Here is a 16,683-nt window from a genome sequence, read left to right as displayed (position 1 = left end):
ACCCGACTTATGCTCGTGGTGCGGGTCACTGGTACTGGACTGGGAGGAGACACACCATGACGCTTCCTACACTGACACCCGAGCAACGGGCTCAGGCACTGGAAAAGGCGGCCGCTGCGCGATCGCAGCGCGCTCGTATCAAGTCAGAGCTCAAGAGCGGGGAGCTCAAGCTCTCCGAGTTCTTCACCGCCTCAGAGACCGATGATGTCCTGGGCAAGATGAAGGTGAGAGCACTGCTCATCTCCCTCCCACGTGTCGGGACCACTACAGCTGATGCCATCCTGGCTGATATTCAAATCGCCGAGTCCCGGCGGGTCCGTGGGCTGGGAGCGAATCAGAGAGCGGCACTGGTGGAACGCTTCGGCTAGGGCAGTTGTTCAGACGCAGGGTCGTGCTGGCAGTGCCCGGTAGGCCATGATGTGGCCATGACCGACGTTGCTGCCGCAGACCCGCCCGTTCCCGCACTCGCCCGCCTGACCGTTCTGGCCGGCCCCACAGCGGTGGGCAAGGGCACCGTCGTCACGGAGCTGCGCAGACGCCATCCAGACCTGTTCGTCTCGGTCTCGGCCACCACCCGCCAGCCCCGTCCCGGCGAGGCTGACGGCGTCCACTACCACTTCGTCAGCGACGAGGACTTCGACTCGCTCGTCGCCAGCGGCCAAATGCTTGAGTGGGCACTGGTCCATGGCAAGTATCGCTACGGCACCCCCCGCGGCCCGGTCCAGGACCGGCTCGATGCCGGATGTCCCGCACTGCTGGAGATTGACCTGGCCGGCGCCCGCCAGGTTCGCCGGGCGATGCCCGAGGCCCGCCTCGTCTTCCTCGCGCCGCCGAGCTGGGACGAGCTCGTCCGCAGGCTCGTCGGACGTGGTACTGAGGACGCCGGGGAGCAGGAACGCCGCCTGGCCACGGCGCGCACCGAGCTGGACGCGGCCGGTGAGTTCGACCATGTCGTCGTCAATGACACCGTGGCGAGTGCCACCGCGGAGCTGGAGAGACTCATGGGATTGGGCAGTTAGAATAACGTGGCTCTGAACTATCGAGATTGAACCGGAGGCATGCACATGCTCGGAACCTCTCCCCAGCCCGAGGGCATCACCAACCCGCCGATCGATGACCTTCTGGAGAAGGTCGACTCCAAGTACGGGCTCGTGGTGGAGGCCGCCAAGCGCGCCCGCCAGATCAACACCTATACCCAGCAGCTCGAGGACAACCAGTTCGAGTTCTTCGGTCCGCTGGTCGACTCCGAGGTCGGCGAGAAGTCTCTGGGCATCGCTCTGCGTGAGATTGCCGAGGACAAGCTCGAGGTCATTCCCGGAGACGTGGCCCGCGCCCGACGCGCCGAGGCCGAGGAGGCCCGTCGGGCTGCCGAGGCCGATATGTTCAGCGACATTTCGCTGGACGCGCCGGTCTCCCTCGAGGGGGGCGAGACTCCCACCAGTCTCGACGACATCCAGTTCTGAGCCGGGCTCGCCATGGACGAGCCGCACGCTGCTGCGAGTGAACGCGCCGTGACCGCCTTCGAGGGGCCGCGGCGCGTCGTCGTCGGCGTATCCGGGTCGATTGCCGCCTACAAGGCCCCCTTCGTCGTTCGACTGCTGCGTCAGGCCGGGCACGAGGTCAAGGTGGTGGCCACCGAGTCGGCGCTGAGGTTCATTGGGGCTCCGGCGCTGGCAGCGGTCAGCGGCCGGACCGTATCCACCGGTGTCTTCGACGATCCGGCTGCGGTCGAGCACGTGGCCGTGGCCGAGTGGGCCGAGCTCGTCGTAGTCGCTCCGGCTTCGGCGGACCTGCTGGCGCGGGTGCGAGCAGGACGGGCCGATGACATGCTCGCCGCAACGATACTGACCTGTCAGGCCCCCGTTGTCCTGGCGCCGGCCATGCACACCCAGATGTGGGTCAACCCCGCAACCCGGGAGAACGTGGCTGTACTGCGTGAACGTGGTCTGACGGTCATCGAGCCGGACTGCGGCCGCCTGACCGGCAAGGACTCCGGAGTGGGACGGATGCCCGAGCCCGAGCGGGTCGTGTCGCAGGCCCTGGCTGCTCTGAAACAGCTCGCTGACGTGGCGGGAGCGGAGGATGCCTCGGGGGAGGGCGACAGGCGTTTGGAAGGACGGCACGTCGTCATCTCGGCCGGCGGGACACGTGAGCCCATCGATCCGGTGCGGTACCTCGGCAACCGCTCCTCAGGGCGTCAGGGCTGCGCGCTGGCGGCGGCTGCCGCCGAGCAGGGGGCCCGCGTCACCCTGGTGCAGGCCCACGTGGCCTCCGACCTGCTCAACGCCCTGCCCGCAGAGGTGAGCGTTGTCGCTGCTGGCACCGCCTCCGACATGCTCCGCGCCGTGCGCGACGGCGCCCGCGACGCCGATGCCGTCATCATGGCAGCGGCTGTCGCCGACTACCGACCCGTCACCGTGGCCGCCACCAAGCTCAAGAAGCAGGCGCCCGCCGAAGCGGATCACTTCGGTGAACCGGCCATGTCCATCGAGCTCACCACTAACCCGGACATCCTGGCCGGGCTGGTGAGCGACCCGCCTCGGCCAGGTCAGATCGTTGTCGGATTCGCCGCTGAGACCGGGGACGAGAACGGTGACGTGCTCTTCCACGGCAGGGCCAAGGCTCGCCGCAAAGGGGCTCACCTTCTGGCAGTCAATGCGGTGGGGGAGGCGCTTGGTTTCGGAGACGTTCCCAATGCCGTCGTCGTCCTGGATGCCCACGGTACGGAAGTGGCGCGGGGACAGGGCAGCAAGATGGACGTCGCCCGTCTTCTCATCTCCCTGACCGCTGACCTGGTGGACGCGGTCTGACGCTCGGCCCTGCATTTTCGTGGGTAACGCCACGACGGATCAGTGCTGGTGGTGACTACGATGGGCGGGTGAGTTCCTCCTTGCGTCTGTTCACTTCCGAGTCGGTCACTGAAGGACACCCGGACAAGGTCTGTGACCGTGTCTCTGATGCGATCCTCGACGCCATCCTCGAGCAGGACCCCACCGCGCGCGTCGCGGTTGAGACGATGGTGACGACCGGACTGGTGCATGTGGCCGGAGAAGTGACCACGGAGAGGGCCTACGTCGAGATCCCCGAGATCGTACGCCAGGAGATCTCCGCGATCGGCTACACCTCCTCGGACGTCTGCTTCGACGCCCGCTCCTGCGGTGTCTCGGTATCGATCGGGCAGCAGTCCGCGGACATCGCGGCCGGAGTGGACAAGTCTCTTGAAGCCCGCAGGGACGACACGGACATCGATCCTCTCGACCTGCAAGGCGCCGGAGACCAGGGGCTCATGTTCGGCTACGCCTGCGACGACACCGCGGCTCTCATGCCGCTGCCCATCCATCTGGCTCACCGTCTGGCGGAGCAACTGACCGTCGTGCGCAAGCAGGGCATCGTCCCGGGCCTGCGTCCCGACGGCAAGACCCAGGTGACGATCGGCTACGACGGCCAGCGCCCGGTGAGCCTGCACAACATGGTCATCTCCACCCAGCACGACGAGGACCGCACTCGTGGCTGGCTCACCGACGCTCTGCGGACAGAGGTCATCGAGCCGGTACTGGCCGCCGAGGCCGAGGCCGGCACCGAGCTCGACACCGCCGGCACCGAGGTCCTCATCAATCCTTCAGGACAGTTCGTCATCGGTGGTCCGGCAGGTGACGCAGGGCTGACGGGGCGCAAGATCATCGTCGACACCTACGGCGGAATGGCCCGCCACGGCGGGGGTGCCTTCTCCGGAAAGGACCCCTCGAAGGTGGACCGCTCCGCCAGCTATGCCATGCGCTGGGTCGCCAAGAATGTCATAGCAGCAGGGCTGGCCAGAAGATGCGAGATCCAGGTGGCTTACGCCATCGGCTCAGCCCACCCCGTGGGCGTCTACGTGGAGACATTCGGGACCGCGACCGTTCCCGAGGAACGCATTATGAAAGCCATCAACGAGGTCTTCGACCTCCGTCCGGCCGCGATCGTGCGGGACCTCGACCTGCTGCGTCCCATCTACCGAGCCACCAGCTCCTACGGCCACTTCGGGCGTCCCGGCTTCAGCTGGGAGGCCACTGACCGCGTCGAGGCTCTGCGCCAGGCCGTCTGAGCCCCGCGTACTCGGGCGGGAGACTTCCGAAGGCTTGTATGGCAACCGGCTACGACGACGCTGCTTATGCTACCGGTGAGCCGGACGAGCCGGCGCGTAGTCAGGGCGTGAGCAGGCAAGGCGAGCTTTTGGAACTGCCGGAGCCCGGTCAGCGCACGGTGACGGTGGCCGGGGTCCAGGACCCCGTGGCCAGGGTCCTCCTGGACTCCCCGGTACCGCACCTTGATCGCACCTTCGACTACCTGGTGCCTGCGGCACTGGCCCAGCAGGCGCTGCCTGGCACCCGGGTGATGGTCCGCTTCGGTGAGCAGGAGATGCGGGGCTGGATCTGGGAGCGGGGTGCGACAACGACGCACATCGGTCGGCTCTCTACACTGCGACGGGTGGTTTCCGACCTCCAGGTCCTGCCAGCGAGCTCACGCCGCTTGGTCGAGGCTGTCGCCTCCCGCAGCTGCGGAACACGCTCCGACGTCATCCGTCTTGCGGTTCCCGCCAGGCACGCCACGACGGAGAAGAAGGAGAGGGACAAGGCTCCTCTCAACCTTCCAGCTTGGGAGCACACTTCCTCGAGCGAGCAGAGCTGGCACCCATACGACGGTGGTGAGGAGTTCCTGCGCCGGCTGGCCGACGGCGAGGCTCCACGAGTGGTCTGGTCCGCCCTGCCGGCGCAGCCAGGACCGCACCAGGCACGTTTGTCGGGCGGCGACGGTCGGCCTGTCGCGGTGGTTGAGCCGTGGCAGGTGTGCCTGGCCCGGGCCGTCCAGGCCACGTTGGTGAGCTCCCGCAGTGTCGTCGTCGTTGTGTCGACGACTCATCAGGCTGAGACCCTGGCCGCCTGGCTGGGACGTGAGCTGGAGGGGGAGCCGGTGGTGGTGCTCTCAGCCGAGCACGGGCCGGCGCGCCGTTACCGAGCCTTTCTGACTCTGCTACTGGGGCGCGCCCGGGTGGTCGTTGGCACGAGGGCGGCGGCCTTCGCTCCGGTGCATCGGCTCGGGCTGGCGGCCGTTTGGGACGACGGGGACAACCGGTTGGAGGAGCCTCACGCTCCCTACAGTCATACGCGCACGGTGCTTGCCCTGCGCTCCACGTTGGAGGGTGCCGGTCTGCTCATCGGTGGTTTCAGCCGTTCCGTGGAGGCGCAGTCACTCGTTGAGCAGGGGTGGTGTCAGAGCCTCGTGGCCCCTCGGCATGTCGTACGCAACGTGGTGCCCCGTGTAGAGGTTCCTGGCCCGGCAGAGCTGGATCGGGAGGGCGCTTCCGGGGCGGCCCGAATCCCATCGCTCGCCCATCGAGCACTGCGGCGCGCCCTGCAGGACGGACCGGTTCTCGTCCAGGTGCCACGCGCCGGGTACGCGCCGTTGGTCGCCTGTGCCCGGTGCCGCTCGGCCGCTCACTGTTCTTCGTGCGGGGGCCCGCTGGCGATGGACCATCTGGGACGTACCTCCTGCCGTTGGTGCGCTCGTACGGTGGGGCAGTGGGACTGCCCCGAGTGCGGCGGCCATGGCTTGAGGATGGCGACGATCGGGTCCACGCGCACGGGGGAGGAGCTCGGGAGGGCCTTTCCCGGTGTCCCCGTGGTGGTCTCAGGAGCGAGAGAGGCCCACGGCGTCGTGGACGAGGTTGACGCCACGCCGCGCCTTGTCATAGCCACGCCCGGGGCTGAGCCGGTGGCCGAGGGTGGATACCGGGCAGTCCTGCTGCTCGACGGCGGGGCCCTGTCCTCACGACCCGATCTTGGCGCAGCGAGTGAAGCACTGCGCCAGTGGTCGAATGCTGTGGCATTGGCGGCGCCGTCGGCCCGCACTGTTCTCCTGGGCGGTCCGGATCCGGTCGCGGCACAGGGCCTTGTGAGATGGGACCAGGCGGGCTTCGCCCGCAGGGAGCTCCTGGAACGAGCCGAGCTGCGTCTTCCGCCCGCGTGGCGAGTGGCACGTTTGGACGGTCCGGTGCGTGGCGTGGAGTCCCTCCTGGCCCAGGCCGACGCCGATGGTTTCGAGGTGCTGGGACCGGTGGCTCCACCGCCCGTTCACGGTCAGGTGCCCCCCGGCGTGGCCAGGGCTCTGGTACGCGCTCCGCTGTCCCGTGGCAGGGCACTTGCAACCATGCTTGGGGTCAGGCTGCGTGACCGGTCGGCCCGGCGTGAGGAGCCGGTGCGTGTTGAGCTCGATCCCACTCGTTTGTGGTGAGGAAGTCGGGACGAACCGGCAAGGAGAACGAGGAGCACGACCAGCTGGACAGACCCTAACCGGCGCTACTACTCGACTTGACCATGGCGGGCCGTGTCACGTGAGCGGTGGAAGCCGAAGCGGTACCCACTGTGGCACCAGGCGCCTGGAAGGGCGGCATGCCGTGAGCCAGGGAAATGAGATCAGTCAGCAGTCCCGCTGCGGTGGACTTGACGTTCCACCCCTCGCTGAGGGCGGTCACGGCCGCACCGTCGACGATGGCAATGACCATCTCCGGCTCGAGCGGGCTGTCGAGCTGGCGCAACACACGACGCAATGCAGCGTTGAGGCGTTGTCGTCCCTGGCGGTATGCGTGCTTGACCGGGGACGCCTGGCTGGCCGAGATGAGCTGGAGATAGTGCCCGAAGTAGGCCCCATGGGCGGGGAGGGTCGCCTGGAGGATGAACCGGACCCGCTGAGGGATGTCTGGAACGCCCTTGAAGGCCTCCACTCGGTCGGCGACATGCTCCGCCCGGGAGGCCCACAGCCCGATATTGACCAGCCCCGCCTGATGGAGGAGATCCTCCAGGCCATCGAAGTAGTAGGTCGTCGCGGACAAGGAGCACCCGGCTCGCTTGGCAACACTACGATGGCTGATTGCGGAAGGACCTGACTCACGGATGATGGCTGCCGCGGCTTCGATAATGGCCTGACGTCGGTCCTCGCCTCGCGGTGTGACTCGGGACTCCGCTCGAGAACCTGCAGGTGTGGAAGCGTCGCTACTCGCTGCGTCTCCAGCGGTGTCTGCATCGGTAGTAGCCATGCTCATCATCTTACGATAATGAAGCCGTCATGTCCGTAACAAGACGGTGATAATGGCCTCGTAAAGAGGCAGTCTATATTCGACCTGTTACCAATTGCTCTGAGTGAGTGGATCAGGCTGAAGGCTGAGTCTGCTCCTCCGTCAGTTCCGACCCGTGAATTGTGCGGGACTGGAAGATTGCCACCATGGCGATCAACGCGATCATCGTGAGATAGACCGCCGGTGCCAAGGGGGATCCGGTGAGCTTGATGAGCCATGTGACAATGAATGGCGTCGTTCCACCAAGAAGCGCGTTGGCCCCATTGAAGGACAGGGCGAATCCGGAGTAGCGGACATTGGTCGGAAAGGACTCTGCCAGGAAGGTGGCCAGAGTTCCATCATTAGCCGTCAGAGCTACAGCAAAGACGATCTGGCACAGGATGACCACTGCAAGCATGCCTGCGGCCTTTGTCATGACAACAAACAACGGGATGGTGAGAACGATGAACGCGACACAAGCGGCGATGAGCATCCGCCGACGTCCGAAGGAGTCCGACAGGTGCCCCATAAGAAAAATCGCGCCGATGTACACGACCAGCATCACAGACGTTGCCAGAGTGGAGGTGTCCTGCGAGAATCCGAGCTCTTCGTGGACATAGGTCGGCATATAAGTGAGGAGCATGTAGAAGGCGACGGCGTTGAGACAGGAGACTCCGAAGGTGATGAGTGTCTCGCGCAGGTGGTCTCGCAGCAGCAGGCGCAGCGGTTCGACCCAGCTGGCGGTCTTCTGCTCCTGCGGCATCTCCGCTCGCATCTCCTGGTAGGCGGGGGAGTCCTCCAGATGCACCCGGATATAGCGACCGATGAGTCCCAATGGGCCGGCCAGCAGGAAAGGAACTCGCCACCCCCAGGTGTTCATGGCGTTGTCACTGAGGACCGAGAACATCCCTGTGACCATGAGGGAACCGGCAAGCAGGCCGCAAGCGGTGGAGGCTGGAACCAGGGAGGTGTATATCCCACGGCGCGACGGCGGTGCGTACTCAGCAAGGAATGTTCCAGCACCCGCATATTCACCTGACGCAGAGAATCCCTGAATCATGCGCAGGACAAGCAGGCCGATGGCGCTCACCATCCCAATAACCGAGTATGTGGGAAGAAGTCCGATGAAGAACGTCGATCCGGACATGATAAGAATCGACCAGGACAGCGCCCAGCGACGCCCCCATCGGTCCCCCCAGGCCCCCCACACGACAGCTCCGATGGGACGCAGAATGAATGACATCGCAAACACTGCGTATATCGACAGCAACTGGAATGATTTGTCTGCCTCTGGAAAGAAGGCGTGACCAATGACGGTAACCAGGTATCCATACGAGGCGTAGTCGAACCACTCAATGAAGTTTCCGATGAAGCTCGCTTTCGCTGCACGCCTCAGCGCAAGACTTCGTTCTGAGTCCAGGTGATGGTCGTTCGTGCTTCCTGAGTGGACGGTATTCATAGCCTATGGCTCCGGCTCGGTGGATGTCGACGTTGACGTAATAGTCATCTCAAGGTGAGACATTGATGATTCTACCTGCGATCCTGCCTGCCCGCTGGGAGTTGACGCAGGCAGACAGGATCGCAGGAGGATCAGGACGTGGAGGCACGTGATTTCCGGGTGGCGGCATCCACGATGATCGGGGCCAACCCACCACCGACAATGAGCAGTCCACCGATCATCCCCATGGGCGTGAGCTTCTCTCCCCAGACGAGCAGGCCGCACAGAATGGCGACCGGACACTCCCAGTAGGAGATCGTCGAGTACTCAACGGCAGGCAGGTTGCGCCCTGCAACAACCAGGAACCCCAGTGCGAAGAGGCCGCAGACGAGGAAGAGGGCCACTGCCCACATCCAGTTAGTGGCGGTGAAGGTGGAAACGCCGTGCCAAGGACGCAAGACGATGGACATGACCAGCGTTGCGCAGGCGGCCCAGAAGAAGTTCCACACACCGCGGACGATCGAATCGACATCCTTGCGGTACCCGTAGAAGAACAATGCCAGACCGTAAAAGACGCCGGACAGCAGGCCTAAAAGATCTCCCAGGCTCTTCTGAGGGAACTCGGGAGATGTGGCTGACAGATCCAGTCCGAAAGTGAGACTCCCGTTCTTGTAGTCGATGATTCCAATGGTCAGCAGCATTCCTATGAACACAAGAGACAGGAAGATGCCGGAGAGCACGCTGATCCTCTCTTTGCGGAAAATGCGTGCGAGCAGTGCGCAGAACAGGGGTCCTGTATAGATGAGGAAGACGGCATTGGAAATGGTCGTCATCAGGGTCGAGGAGATGTAGCAGCCCAGGGACAGGCCGATGCTCACACCTCCCAGGATCACCGTGGTGCTCAGACGGGTGCTCTTGAACAACCCGGCCTTCCCGGTGAGAACGAGGATGAGGATGAATCCAAGCAGTCCGACGCTCATGCGCCCGAAGGCCAGGAACGAACCGATGACGGACTTGTCGGCGTCAGCGAGGCCGGCGGTCGTGCCACGACTGATGGTGCCGACAAGCCCCATCCCGGTGGCGGAGAGAAGCATGGCGATGGCGCCCAGCTTCTTGTTCATGACGTACTCTGTGACAGAGGATTCAGCGGACGATGTCTGTGACATGGCAGTTGTGTCTCCTGAGTTCTCCCCCGGCGTGCACGACAGACCGGCATCCTTGCCGGGTCTCACGCGGTCAGGTGGGCCTTCCCAGTCCTATGGAGCGTCCGCTGACCGCGCTGCGAAGAGCAGAGCCGGGAACGGTGCGGGGCGGCAGCCCGGTCCCATGAGCCGCCGCCCCGCACCCTTGAGATCAGACCAGAGTCGGGTCAGCGACCTGGTTGGGGAAGTAGTCCTCGCAGCCACCCTCACGGTAGACGTCGGCCGTTGCGCAGTGCAGACCACCGCCGAAGGCGTAGGCGTCACGGAAGGGAACCGGGATGACGTTCATGCCCAGCTTGTCCATCTGCTCCATCTGGTGGACCTCGCTCGCCTCGACACACACGGTCTTGTGGTCGATGACGAGGCAGTTCATGGACAGCCAGACGGAGGAGTAGCACAGCGGCGGCGGAACCTCGTGGGCCGGAGGAGCTGCGTCGACGATCTGCCAGTCATTGGCCTCGAAGATCTTGCGCTGCTCCTCGGGCAGACGGCGGTGCGGGTTGTTGATGATGAGCCCGGGCCGCAGCGGCACGAAGGTGGCGTCGATGTGGATCGGGTAGGGGTCACCGGGGAAGTTCACCGCGTGCACCCGCAGGTCCGGGTAGTAGCGCTTGAACCACTCCATCGCCTTGCGGTTGGTGGTCAGACCGTGCTGGATGAACAGGTCCTTACCCACGCGCATGACGTCGGCGGCGTCCCACATCGGCTCGAACTCGGTGGTCACGAAGTCCTTGGCGGCGGTGCGCTCAAGGCGCTCCTCCAGGGAGATCCGCTCGTCGTAGTAGTTGTGCTTGTAGGACTTGTCCGTCAGTCGAGGACGAGGGGCCTGGGTCCACTTGAACTCCGGGTCCTCCTCGAAGTACTGGTTCATGAGGGGCCAGTAGGCGAGGTACTCGAAGTAGCGGCAGCGGAACGAGTTGGCCGACGCCATGATCTCGTCACCGATGGTCAGCAGGATGTCGCGAGGGGGCATCTGGGTGAAGCCGGACTCCGTGCGGAAGTCGGGCGTCTGGATGGCCTGGTTCCACTGCAGCGGTGTGGGGCGGTCCACCTGGACGCCCAGACCCTCGAGGATCTTGACGTAGTTGTCGAGCTGCTCGTTGGCGGCCTCGACGGTGGCGGTGGGGCGGGGGCCCCACATGCCGCGCATCTCGGAGTCGATCGGCACTTTCTCAGAGGTGGCGGGCTCCTCGGGAGGAATAACCGAGAAGTCGGCGCGTCCGACGATAACGCGCTTGAGAGGGTCGAAGTCGTTCCAAGAGTTGACGATCTTCGTCATGAGTAAGTCACTCCTTTGTGCTCGATGTGTGGTGCGTGAATGAAGACAGGTGATGTGTCTGTGGTTCAACACTGTCATTCTACTCTGAAGGATCCGAAAAAGTGGTCGTAGGAGTATCTGAATACAAGAATGATCGCTGAACCGTGGCACGGTCATTGCTGGTTGACGGTGTTCACCACCTCCTTGAAAGACCGATGCCGTTGCGCCGGTCAGGCCCTGCGAATACGAGTGTCGAGCTGCTCGGGAATTGGGGGATGGATATCGTCTGGGCCCCCGTAGTTTCCTCCGGGAGTCACGATAGTCCCTGCCTGGCCCTCAATGATGGAAACGGCGTCCTCAAGACGTCCGATTGCCGCCATATCGCCAGTCAACTCAACAAATCGACACACCGCCTCGACCTTTGGTCCCATGGACCCACTGGGAAGTCCCATGGACCGCAGCTCTGCCGGTGTCGCCCTCGGGACCTGTTTCTGGTTCTCGGTCCCGAAGTCCTGAAACACTCCATCAACGTCCGTGAGGATAAGAAGCGCATCGGCCTCCAGGGCCTCGGCCATGACCGATGCCGTGAGGTCCTTGTCGATGACGGCTTCAATACCCTTGAGCTTGCCCTCCTCGCTGCGGACGACGGGAACACCGCCGCCTCCGGAGCAGACGACGATCGCACCGGCATCCAGTAGGGAGCGCACCAGGCGGGTCTCGATGACGCGCTGCGGCATGGGGGAGCCGACGACGCGGCGGTAGTGCTCGCCGTCGGGCTTGACCACCCAGCCCCGCTCCTCAGCCAGCTTCTCGGCCTCCTCCTTGGTGTACACCTCACCGACGAACTTGGTGGGGTTGGAGAAGGCCGGGTCACCGGCCATCACCAGGGTCTGGTTGACCATGGCGGCCACGTGGCGACCGGGCAGGGCGTTCTGCATGGCCTGCAGCAGCCAGTAGCCGATCATGCCCTGCGTCTGGGCACCGAGGGTGTCGAAGGGGTAGGGCTCGGAGAGGCGCTCGTCATTGGCGGACTGCAGGGCCAGGACCCCCACCTGGGGGCCGTTCCCGTGAGTCAGGACCAGCTCGTGCTTCTCCGCCAGCTTGGCCAGCTCGTGGGCCGCGATCTCGACATTGCGGATCTGGGTACTGGCGTCGGGCTTCTCCCCCCGACGCAGCAGGGCGTTTCCCCCGAGGGCGACGACGATTCTCACAACTCAGTCCCACTTTCCCAGGGTCGCGACCATGACGGCCTTGATGGTGTGCATACGGTTCTCGGCCTGGTCGAAGGCGACGTTGCGCTCGGTCTCGAAGACGTCGTCGGTCACCTCCAGGCCCTCCATGCCGGTCTTGGCGAAGATGTCCTCACCCACCGTGGTGTTGCGGTCGTGGAAGGCCGGCAGGCAGTGGAGGAACTTCACGTCCGGGTTGCCGGTGGCCTCCACCAGCTGGGCGTTGACCTGGTAGGGCGCGAGCAGAGCGATGCGCTGGTCCCAGACCTCCTTGGGCTCACCCATGGAGACCCACACGTCGGTGTAGAGGAAGTCGACGCCCTTGACGCCCTCAGCGGCGTCATCGGTGATGAGGATGCGGGCGCCGCTGTCCTTGGCCAGCTTCTCGGCCTGAGCCACCACCTCGGGAGAGGTCTGCAGCTCCTTGGGGGCCACCATCCGCACGTCCATCCCCATGAGGGCCGCTGAGATGAGCAGCGAGTTGGCAACGTTGTTGCGGGCGTCGCCGAGGTAGGCGAAGGAGATCTTCTCGATCGGCTTGTCTGCGTGCTCCAGCATGGTCAGCTGGTCGGCCAGCATCTGGGTGGGGTGCCACTCATCCGTCAGTCCGTTCCACACGGGGACGCCGGAGAGCTCAGCCAGGGCCTCGACGTGCTCCTGCTTCTTGCCGCGGAACTCGATGCCGTCGTAGAAGCGGCCCAGCACCCGGGCGGTGTCCGCCACGGACTCCTTGTGGCCCATCTGGGAACCGGAGGGGTCGAGGTAGGTGACCTGTGCACCCTGGTCGTAGGCCGCCACCTCGAAGGAGCAGCGGGTACGCGTCGAGGTCTTCTCAAAGATGAGAGCGATGTTCTTCCCGGCCAGGCGCTTCACCTCGCGGCCGGCCTTCTTGTCCTTCTTGAGCTGGGCGGCCAGCTCAAGCAGGGAGCTCCACTCCTCAGCCGTGAAGTCGAGCTCTTTGAGGAAACTGCGGTTGTTCAGGGGGTGGGACATGAGGATTCCTTCGTCCAGTGTGGTGATGTACTGACAGTTCTTCTTATGCGTCGGCCAGGGCCGACTCAGGCAAGCGGGTCCCGCAGGGTTGGGCAGCTCATGCAGTGTGGACCACCGCGACCGCGACCGACCTCCGAACCGGGAATGGTCAGGACCTCGATGCCATGGGAAGTAAGGTACTCGTTCGTGTTGACGTTACGTTCATAGGTAACGATGACACCGGGGGCGATGGCCAGGGAGTTGGAGCCGTCGTCCCACTGCTCACGGGCGGCGGCCATCGAGTCCTGGGGCGTGATGAGAACGTTGAGCTCGTCGACACCCAGGGCCTGGGCGATGACCCGGTACATGTCCTCGGGGGCGTTGCGCGTGACGCTGATCTGCTTGTCTCCGTCTGGGCGCAGCGTGAGCGTCGGCAGCTTCCCCAGGCCGCCGTAGATGGTGAACGTGCCGACGTCGACCATGGTCATTACCGTGTCCAGGTGCATCTGGGCGCGCGTCCGGTTCATCTCGACGGCGACGATCTGGTTCACCTTGCCTCCGGCGAACAGTCGGCTGGCGAGCCTCTCGATACCCTGCGAGGTGGTGCGCTCGGAGACTCCGACCAGAACGGCGCCGTTGCCGATGATCTGGACGTCTCCACCCTCCACGGTGGCGGGGCCTGCCTGTGTGCCCTCGGACCACACGGGGAAGTCGGAGCCGGCGAAGAGAGGGTGCCAGCGGTAGATCGCCTCGTAGTTGATGGTCTCGCGCTGGCGGGCCGGCATCATCATCGAGTTGATGGACACCCCGTTGTAGATCCAGCAAGACGTATCGCGAGTGAAGAGGTGGTTGGGCAACGGCGGCAGAAGCAGGTCGTCGTCGTCCATGGAGGCCAGCACGAGCGAGTCCGGGCAGGAGGTGCGCTCGAGCAGCTCGGCCTTCGTGATCCCGGCAACGAGCACCTCGGCCAGCTCGGCCCCGGACAGATCCTGGGCCAGGGCGCGCAGCGGCTCGGCGGCACTGGGGCCGTTGGTGTTCTCGTTGACGACCCGATCCAGGACGTAGTCCCTGGCTTCGGGCGCCTCGAGGGTCTGGGCCAGCAGGTCGCTGAGGTAGAGCACCTCGATGTCGCGGTCGGTCAGAACTCGTGCGAACTGGTCGTGCTCCTCCTGGGCCCGTTCAAGCCACAGGACGTCGTCGAACAGGAGGTGGTCCTTGTTCTGCGGGGTGAGTCGGAGCATCTCGTTGCCGGGTCGGTGCAGGATGACCTGGCGAAGCTTCCCGATTTCGGAATCTACGGAAATTTCCATGACTCCCTCTCTGACACAGCACTGTGTCGCCGATGTGGATCATGACGCGCATCACGCGCTCTGACTGTAGAAGTAGTACGCCCGTACTGGATTGGTACGAGCGTACCAGAGTCCATAGCGGTTGGAAACCCCCTGGTAGGAAGAAGTTCAGGGCACGTCGATCGAGCGGCTTTTGCCTATGCGTGATATTGCTCCCACCAGGCGCTTCATTGCTCTTGGAGGTGCTGCCGAGCATCTCTGACCAGCAATCTGAGTGGCCCCGCATCAGTAGATGACTCACAAATGTCAGAGGCGCTCCGTCCCAGGTGGACTCGCGCGGAGACCCGACGGCGCAGGCGTGGGAGGATGCCAGGTGTGAACGTGCTGATCCCGGGCCTCAGGACCTCCACCCCCGCCGTCTCCGTGAGCGCCGTCGTTCTCGACTACGGCAATGTCCTGTACGCCTGGGAGCCCATAGCGTCAGTCGCCGGATACGTCTCGGCCGATGCCTGGGAGGGGTTCGTGGTCGATGGCGGGTTCCTGACCTGGAACGAGCGGCTGGACCTGGGGGAGCCCTTCGAGCAGGTCCTCGCCGACTGCATCCGAGCCCATCCCGATCGCCCTGACTGGGCGGAAATCCTCTCCCTGTACCGTCAGCGCTTCGCCGCCTCGCTGACGGGCCCCGTTCCCGGTATGGCGGATCTGCTCGACGACCTCCTCGAGGAGGGTGTGGCGCTGTACGGGCTGACCAACTTCGACGCCGCCACCTTCGAGGCGGCCAGGCTCCTGGTTCCCCAGCTCGAGCGCTTCGTCGGCATCGTAGTCTCCGGGCGCGAGCATCTGGCCAAGCCCGATGCCGCCGTCTTCGAGCTGCTCCTGGAGCGTTACCGCCTCCAGGCCTCCAGCACCCTGTTCATCGATGACTCGGCGGTCAACATTGAGGCGGCCGGTCGGCTGGGGCTGCGCACCCACCGCTTCACCGGCTCAGGACGGCTGCGGGCAGAGCTCATCGCCCTGGGCCTGCTCCCCACGCCGGGCCGGCGCTGAACCCCGCACCGGGCGACCCGGAGCCTTAGACTCGGCCGCATGCGTGTGCTTTTCGCCGGAACCCCTGAGGCAGCCCTGCCCACCTTGGAGGCCCTTCTCGCCAGTAAGCACGACGTCGTCGGGGTCCTCACCCGTGCGGACGCCCGTCAAGGACGCGGCCGGACACTGCATCCCTCACCTGTGGCGGCCATGTCTCGCGACGCCGGGCTCGACGTACGTACCCCCGCGACTCTCAAGGGTGAGCATGCCGACGACGTGCGCGACTGGGTGCGCGCCCTGAGGGCCGACGTCGCCGTCGTGGTCGCCTACGGGCGCTTGGTCCCGGCCGATCTGCTGGACGTCCCTGTGCACGGCTGGTTAAATCTCCACTTCTCGTTGCTCCCTGCGTGGCGCGGAGCCGCTCCGGTCCAGCGGGCGGTCATCGCCGGCGACGAGGTCACCGGGGCCAGTGTGTTCCGACTCGAGGAGGGCCTCGACACCGGCCCCGTCTATGGCCGACTCACCGAGGCCATCAGTGGCCGGGACACCAGTGGCGACCTTCTGGAGCGGCTGGCACAGGCCGGGGCGCCCCTCGTCCTTGACGTCCTGCGCTCCGTGGGGGACGGGAGCGTGCGTCCGGAGCCGCAGGATGACGCGCTGGCCACGCTGGCGCCCATGCTCTCCTCCGCCGACGGCCAGGTCCGGTGGGACGATCCGGCACTGACCATTGACCGCCGGATCCGGGGCGTCAGTCCGGCGCCGGGTGCCCACACCACCTACCAGGGGGCCAGGTTCCGCCTGGGCCCGGTCACCCCGGTCCCTGAGGTCACCGACCTTCTGCCCGGCCAGCTGCGTGCCACCAAGCATGAGGCTCTCGTGGGAACCGGGGGCTGCGCCGTCCGTCTGGGACAGGTCGCGCCCGCCGGGCGCAGCTGGATGCCCGCCGACGCCTGGGCGAGGGGGGCGCGTCCGGAGGCGGGCGTCATCCTGGGGGACTCGTCTCCCAGGAACAATGACGTTGAGGGAACGATCTGATGGGGGAGCGATCGGCACACCGGAGCCCGTCAGATGGGCACGGCGAGAACCGGCGAGGCGGAAGCGGCGCGCCCGGGAGGCGCCGTGAGCAAGGCAGCAGTCGCAGTAAGCGCGGTGGTCACCACGCGGGCGGCCGGGGGCGGG

15 protein-coding genes are annotated in these 16,683 nt (G+C 65.2%); 8 read left to right on the top strand and 7 right to left on the bottom strand.

The features are described 5' to 3' along the window. Positions 1-56: 56 nt before the first annotated feature. The 6 genes from mihF to FBF36_RS07000 all read left to right on the top strand — a co-directional run bounded on the left by mihF (position 57) and on the right by FBF36_RS07000 (position 6,270). The gene (gene mihF / locus FBF36_RS07025; protein WP_009398024.1) at positions 57-368 is read left to right on the top strand and encodes an integration host factor, actinobacterial type; all 312 of its coding nucleotides are present in this window, start codon (positions 57-59) and stop codon (positions 366-368) included. A gap of 57 nt (positions 369-425) precedes the next feature. Next, the gene (gene gmk, locus FBF36_RS07020) at positions 426-1,019 is read left to right on the top strand and encodes a guanylate kinase (protein WP_009398023.1); all 594 of its coding nucleotides are present in this window, start codon (positions 426-428) and stop codon (positions 1,017-1,019) included. Between the two features lie 45 nt (positions 1,020-1,064). Continuing rightward, complete coding sequence (rpoZ, locus tag FBF36_RS07015) at positions 1,065-1,463, top strand: DNA-directed RNA polymerase subunit omega (RefSeq protein ID WP_009405492.1); 399 nt, start codon at positions 1,065-1,067, stop codon at positions 1,461-1,463. 12 nt (positions 1,464-1,475) lie between these two features. Beyond that, positions 1,476-2,810: a bifunctional phosphopantothenoylcysteine decarboxylase/phosphopantothenate--cysteine ligase CoaBC gene (gene coaBC, locus FBF36_RS07010; protein WP_009398021.1), complete on the top strand. Its 1,335-nt coding sequence runs from the start codon at positions 1,476-1,478 to the stop codon at positions 2,808-2,810. A 68-nt stretch (positions 2,811-2,878) separates the two neighbouring features. Continuing rightward, positions 2,879-4,084 (top strand): methionine adenosyltransferase, encoded by a 1,206-nt coding sequence (metK, locus tag FBF36_RS07005; protein ID WP_034493326.1) that lies wholly within the window; start codon positions 2,879-2,881, stop codon positions 4,082-4,084. 38 nt (positions 4,085-4,122) lie between these two features. After that, on the top strand, positions 4,123-6,270 hold the full coding sequence (locus FBF36_RS07000; protein WP_009398019.1) for a primosomal protein: 2,148 nt from the start codon (positions 4,123-4,125) through the stop codon (positions 6,268-6,270). Between the two features lie 55 nt (positions 6,271-6,325). Here FBF36_RS07000 and FBF36_RS06995 read toward each other — a convergent pair whose 3' ends face one another. From FBF36_RS06995 to FBF36_RS06965, 7 genes are all read right to left on the bottom strand, one after another. Further along, entirely contained in the window at positions 6,326-6,868 is a 543-nt protein-coding gene (locus FBF36_RS06995; RefSeq protein WP_009398018.1) for a TetR/AcrR family transcriptional regulator, read from the bottom strand. Between the two features lie 316 nt (positions 6,869-7,184). Continuing rightward, positions 7,185-8,549, bottom strand: a complete 1,365-nt coding sequence (locus FBF36_RS06990; protein WP_009398017.1) for an MFS transporter — start codon at positions 8,547-8,549, stop codon at positions 7,185-7,187. 131 nt (positions 8,550-8,680) lie between these two features. After that, positions 8,681-9,694 (bottom strand): DMT family transporter, encoded by a 1,014-nt coding sequence (locus FBF36_RS06985; RefSeq protein ID WP_034493324.1) that lies wholly within the window; start codon positions 9,692-9,694, stop codon positions 8,681-8,683. 187 nt (positions 9,695-9,881) lie between these two features. Further along, positions 9,882-11,009 (bottom strand): serine/threonine protein kinase, encoded by a 1,128-nt coding sequence (locus FBF36_RS06980; protein ID WP_075248172.1) that lies wholly within the window; start codon positions 11,007-11,009, stop codon positions 9,882-9,884. 209 nt (positions 11,010-11,218) lie between these two features. Continuing rightward, positions 11,219-12,199, bottom strand: coding sequence for a carbamate kinase (arcC, locus tag FBF36_RS06975; protein ID WP_009398011.1), 981 nt, complete (start codon positions 12,197-12,199; stop codon positions 11,219-11,221). A 3-nt stretch (positions 12,200-12,202) separates the two neighbouring features. Continuing rightward, positions 12,203-13,210: an ornithine carbamoyltransferase gene (argF, locus tag FBF36_RS06970; protein ID WP_009398009.1), complete on the bottom strand. Its 1,008-nt coding sequence runs from the start codon at positions 13,208-13,210 to the stop codon at positions 12,203-12,205. 65 nt (positions 13,211-13,275) lie between these two features. Continuing rightward, entirely contained in the window at positions 13,276-14,499 is a 1,224-nt protein-coding gene (locus tag FBF36_RS06965; RefSeq protein ID WP_009398007.1) for an arginine deiminase, read from the bottom strand. A 345-nt stretch (positions 14,500-14,844) separates the two neighbouring features. Here FBF36_RS06965 and FBF36_RS06960 point away from each other — a divergent pair, with 345 nt between their 5' ends. Together FBF36_RS06960 and fmt are read left to right on the top strand one after the other, a co-directional pair. After that, positions 14,845-15,525 carry an HAD family hydrolase gene (locus FBF36_RS06960; RefSeq protein ID WP_009398005.1) on the top strand — a complete coding sequence of 227 codons (681 nt, stop codon included), beginning with the start codon at positions 14,845-14,847 and terminating at the stop codon, positions 15,523-15,525. Positions 15,526-15,564: 39 nt separating this feature from the next. Then, a complete protein-coding gene (fmt, locus tag FBF36_RS06955) occupies positions 15,565-16,539 on the top strand; it encodes a methionyl-tRNA formyltransferase (protein WP_009398003.1) in 975 nt (324 codons plus the stop codon). The last annotated feature ends 144 nt before the right edge of the window (positions 16,540-16,683 follow it).

Origin of the sequence: Actinomyces sp. oral taxon 171 str. F0337 (assembly GCF_005696555.1) — a bacterium.
GTDB classification, from domain to species: Bacteria; Actinomycetota; Actinomycetes; order Actinomycetales; family Actinomycetaceae; genus Actinomyces; species Actinomyces oris_E.
Note: the sequence above shows the minus strand (reverse complement) of the source record. Positions and strands in the feature narration are given on the sequence as shown.

What these genes read in the sequence shown, in the direction of transcription:
- FBF36_RS07000 (WP_009398019.1), top strand. Translation starts at nt 4,123, where the DNA reads ATGGCAACCGGCTACGACGACGCTGCTTATGCTACCGGTGAGCCGGAC.
- coaBC (WP_009398021.1), top strand. Translation starts at nt 1,476, where the DNA reads ATGGACGAGCCGCACGCTGCTGCGAGTGAACGCGCCGTGACCGCCTTC.
- argF (WP_009398009.1), bottom strand. Translation starts at nt 13,210, where the DNA reads ATGTCCCACCCCCTGAACAACCGCAGTTTCCTCAAAGAGCTCGACTTC.
- fmt (WP_009398003.1), top strand. Translation starts at nt 15,565, where the DNA reads ATGCGTGTGCTTTTCGCCGGAACCCCTGAGGCAGCCCTGCCCACCTTG.
- FBF36_RS06985 (WP_034493324.1), bottom strand. Translation starts at nt 9,694, where the DNA reads ATGTCACAGACATCGTCCGCTGAATCCTCTGTCACAGAGTACGTCATG.
- FBF36_RS06990 (WP_009398017.1), bottom strand. Translation starts at nt 8,549, where the DNA reads ATGAATACCGTCCACTCAGGAAGCACGAACGACCATCACCTGGACTCA.
- FBF36_RS06980 (WP_075248172.1), bottom strand. Translation starts at nt 11,009, where the DNA reads ATGACGAAGATCGTCAACTCTTGGAACGACTTCGACCCTCTCAAGCGC.
- rpoZ (WP_009405492.1), top strand. Translation starts at nt 1,065, where the DNA reads ATGCTCGGAACCTCTCCCCAGCCCGAGGGCATCACCAACCCGCCGATC.
- mihF (WP_009398024.1), top strand. Translation starts at nt 57, where the DNA reads ATGACGCTTCCTACACTGACACCCGAGCAACGGGCTCAGGCACTGGAA.
- FBF36_RS06965 (WP_009398007.1), bottom strand. Translation starts at nt 14,499, where the DNA reads ATGGAAATTTCCGTAGATTCCGAAATCGGGAAGCTTCGCCAGGTCATC.
- gmk (WP_009398023.1), top strand. Translation starts at nt 426, where the DNA reads ATGACCGACGTTGCTGCCGCAGACCCGCCCGTTCCCGCACTCGCCCGC.
- FBF36_RS06960 (WP_009398005.1), top strand. Translation starts at nt 14,845, where the DNA reads ATGCCAGGTGTGAACGTGCTGATCCCGGGCCTCAGGACCTCCACCCCC.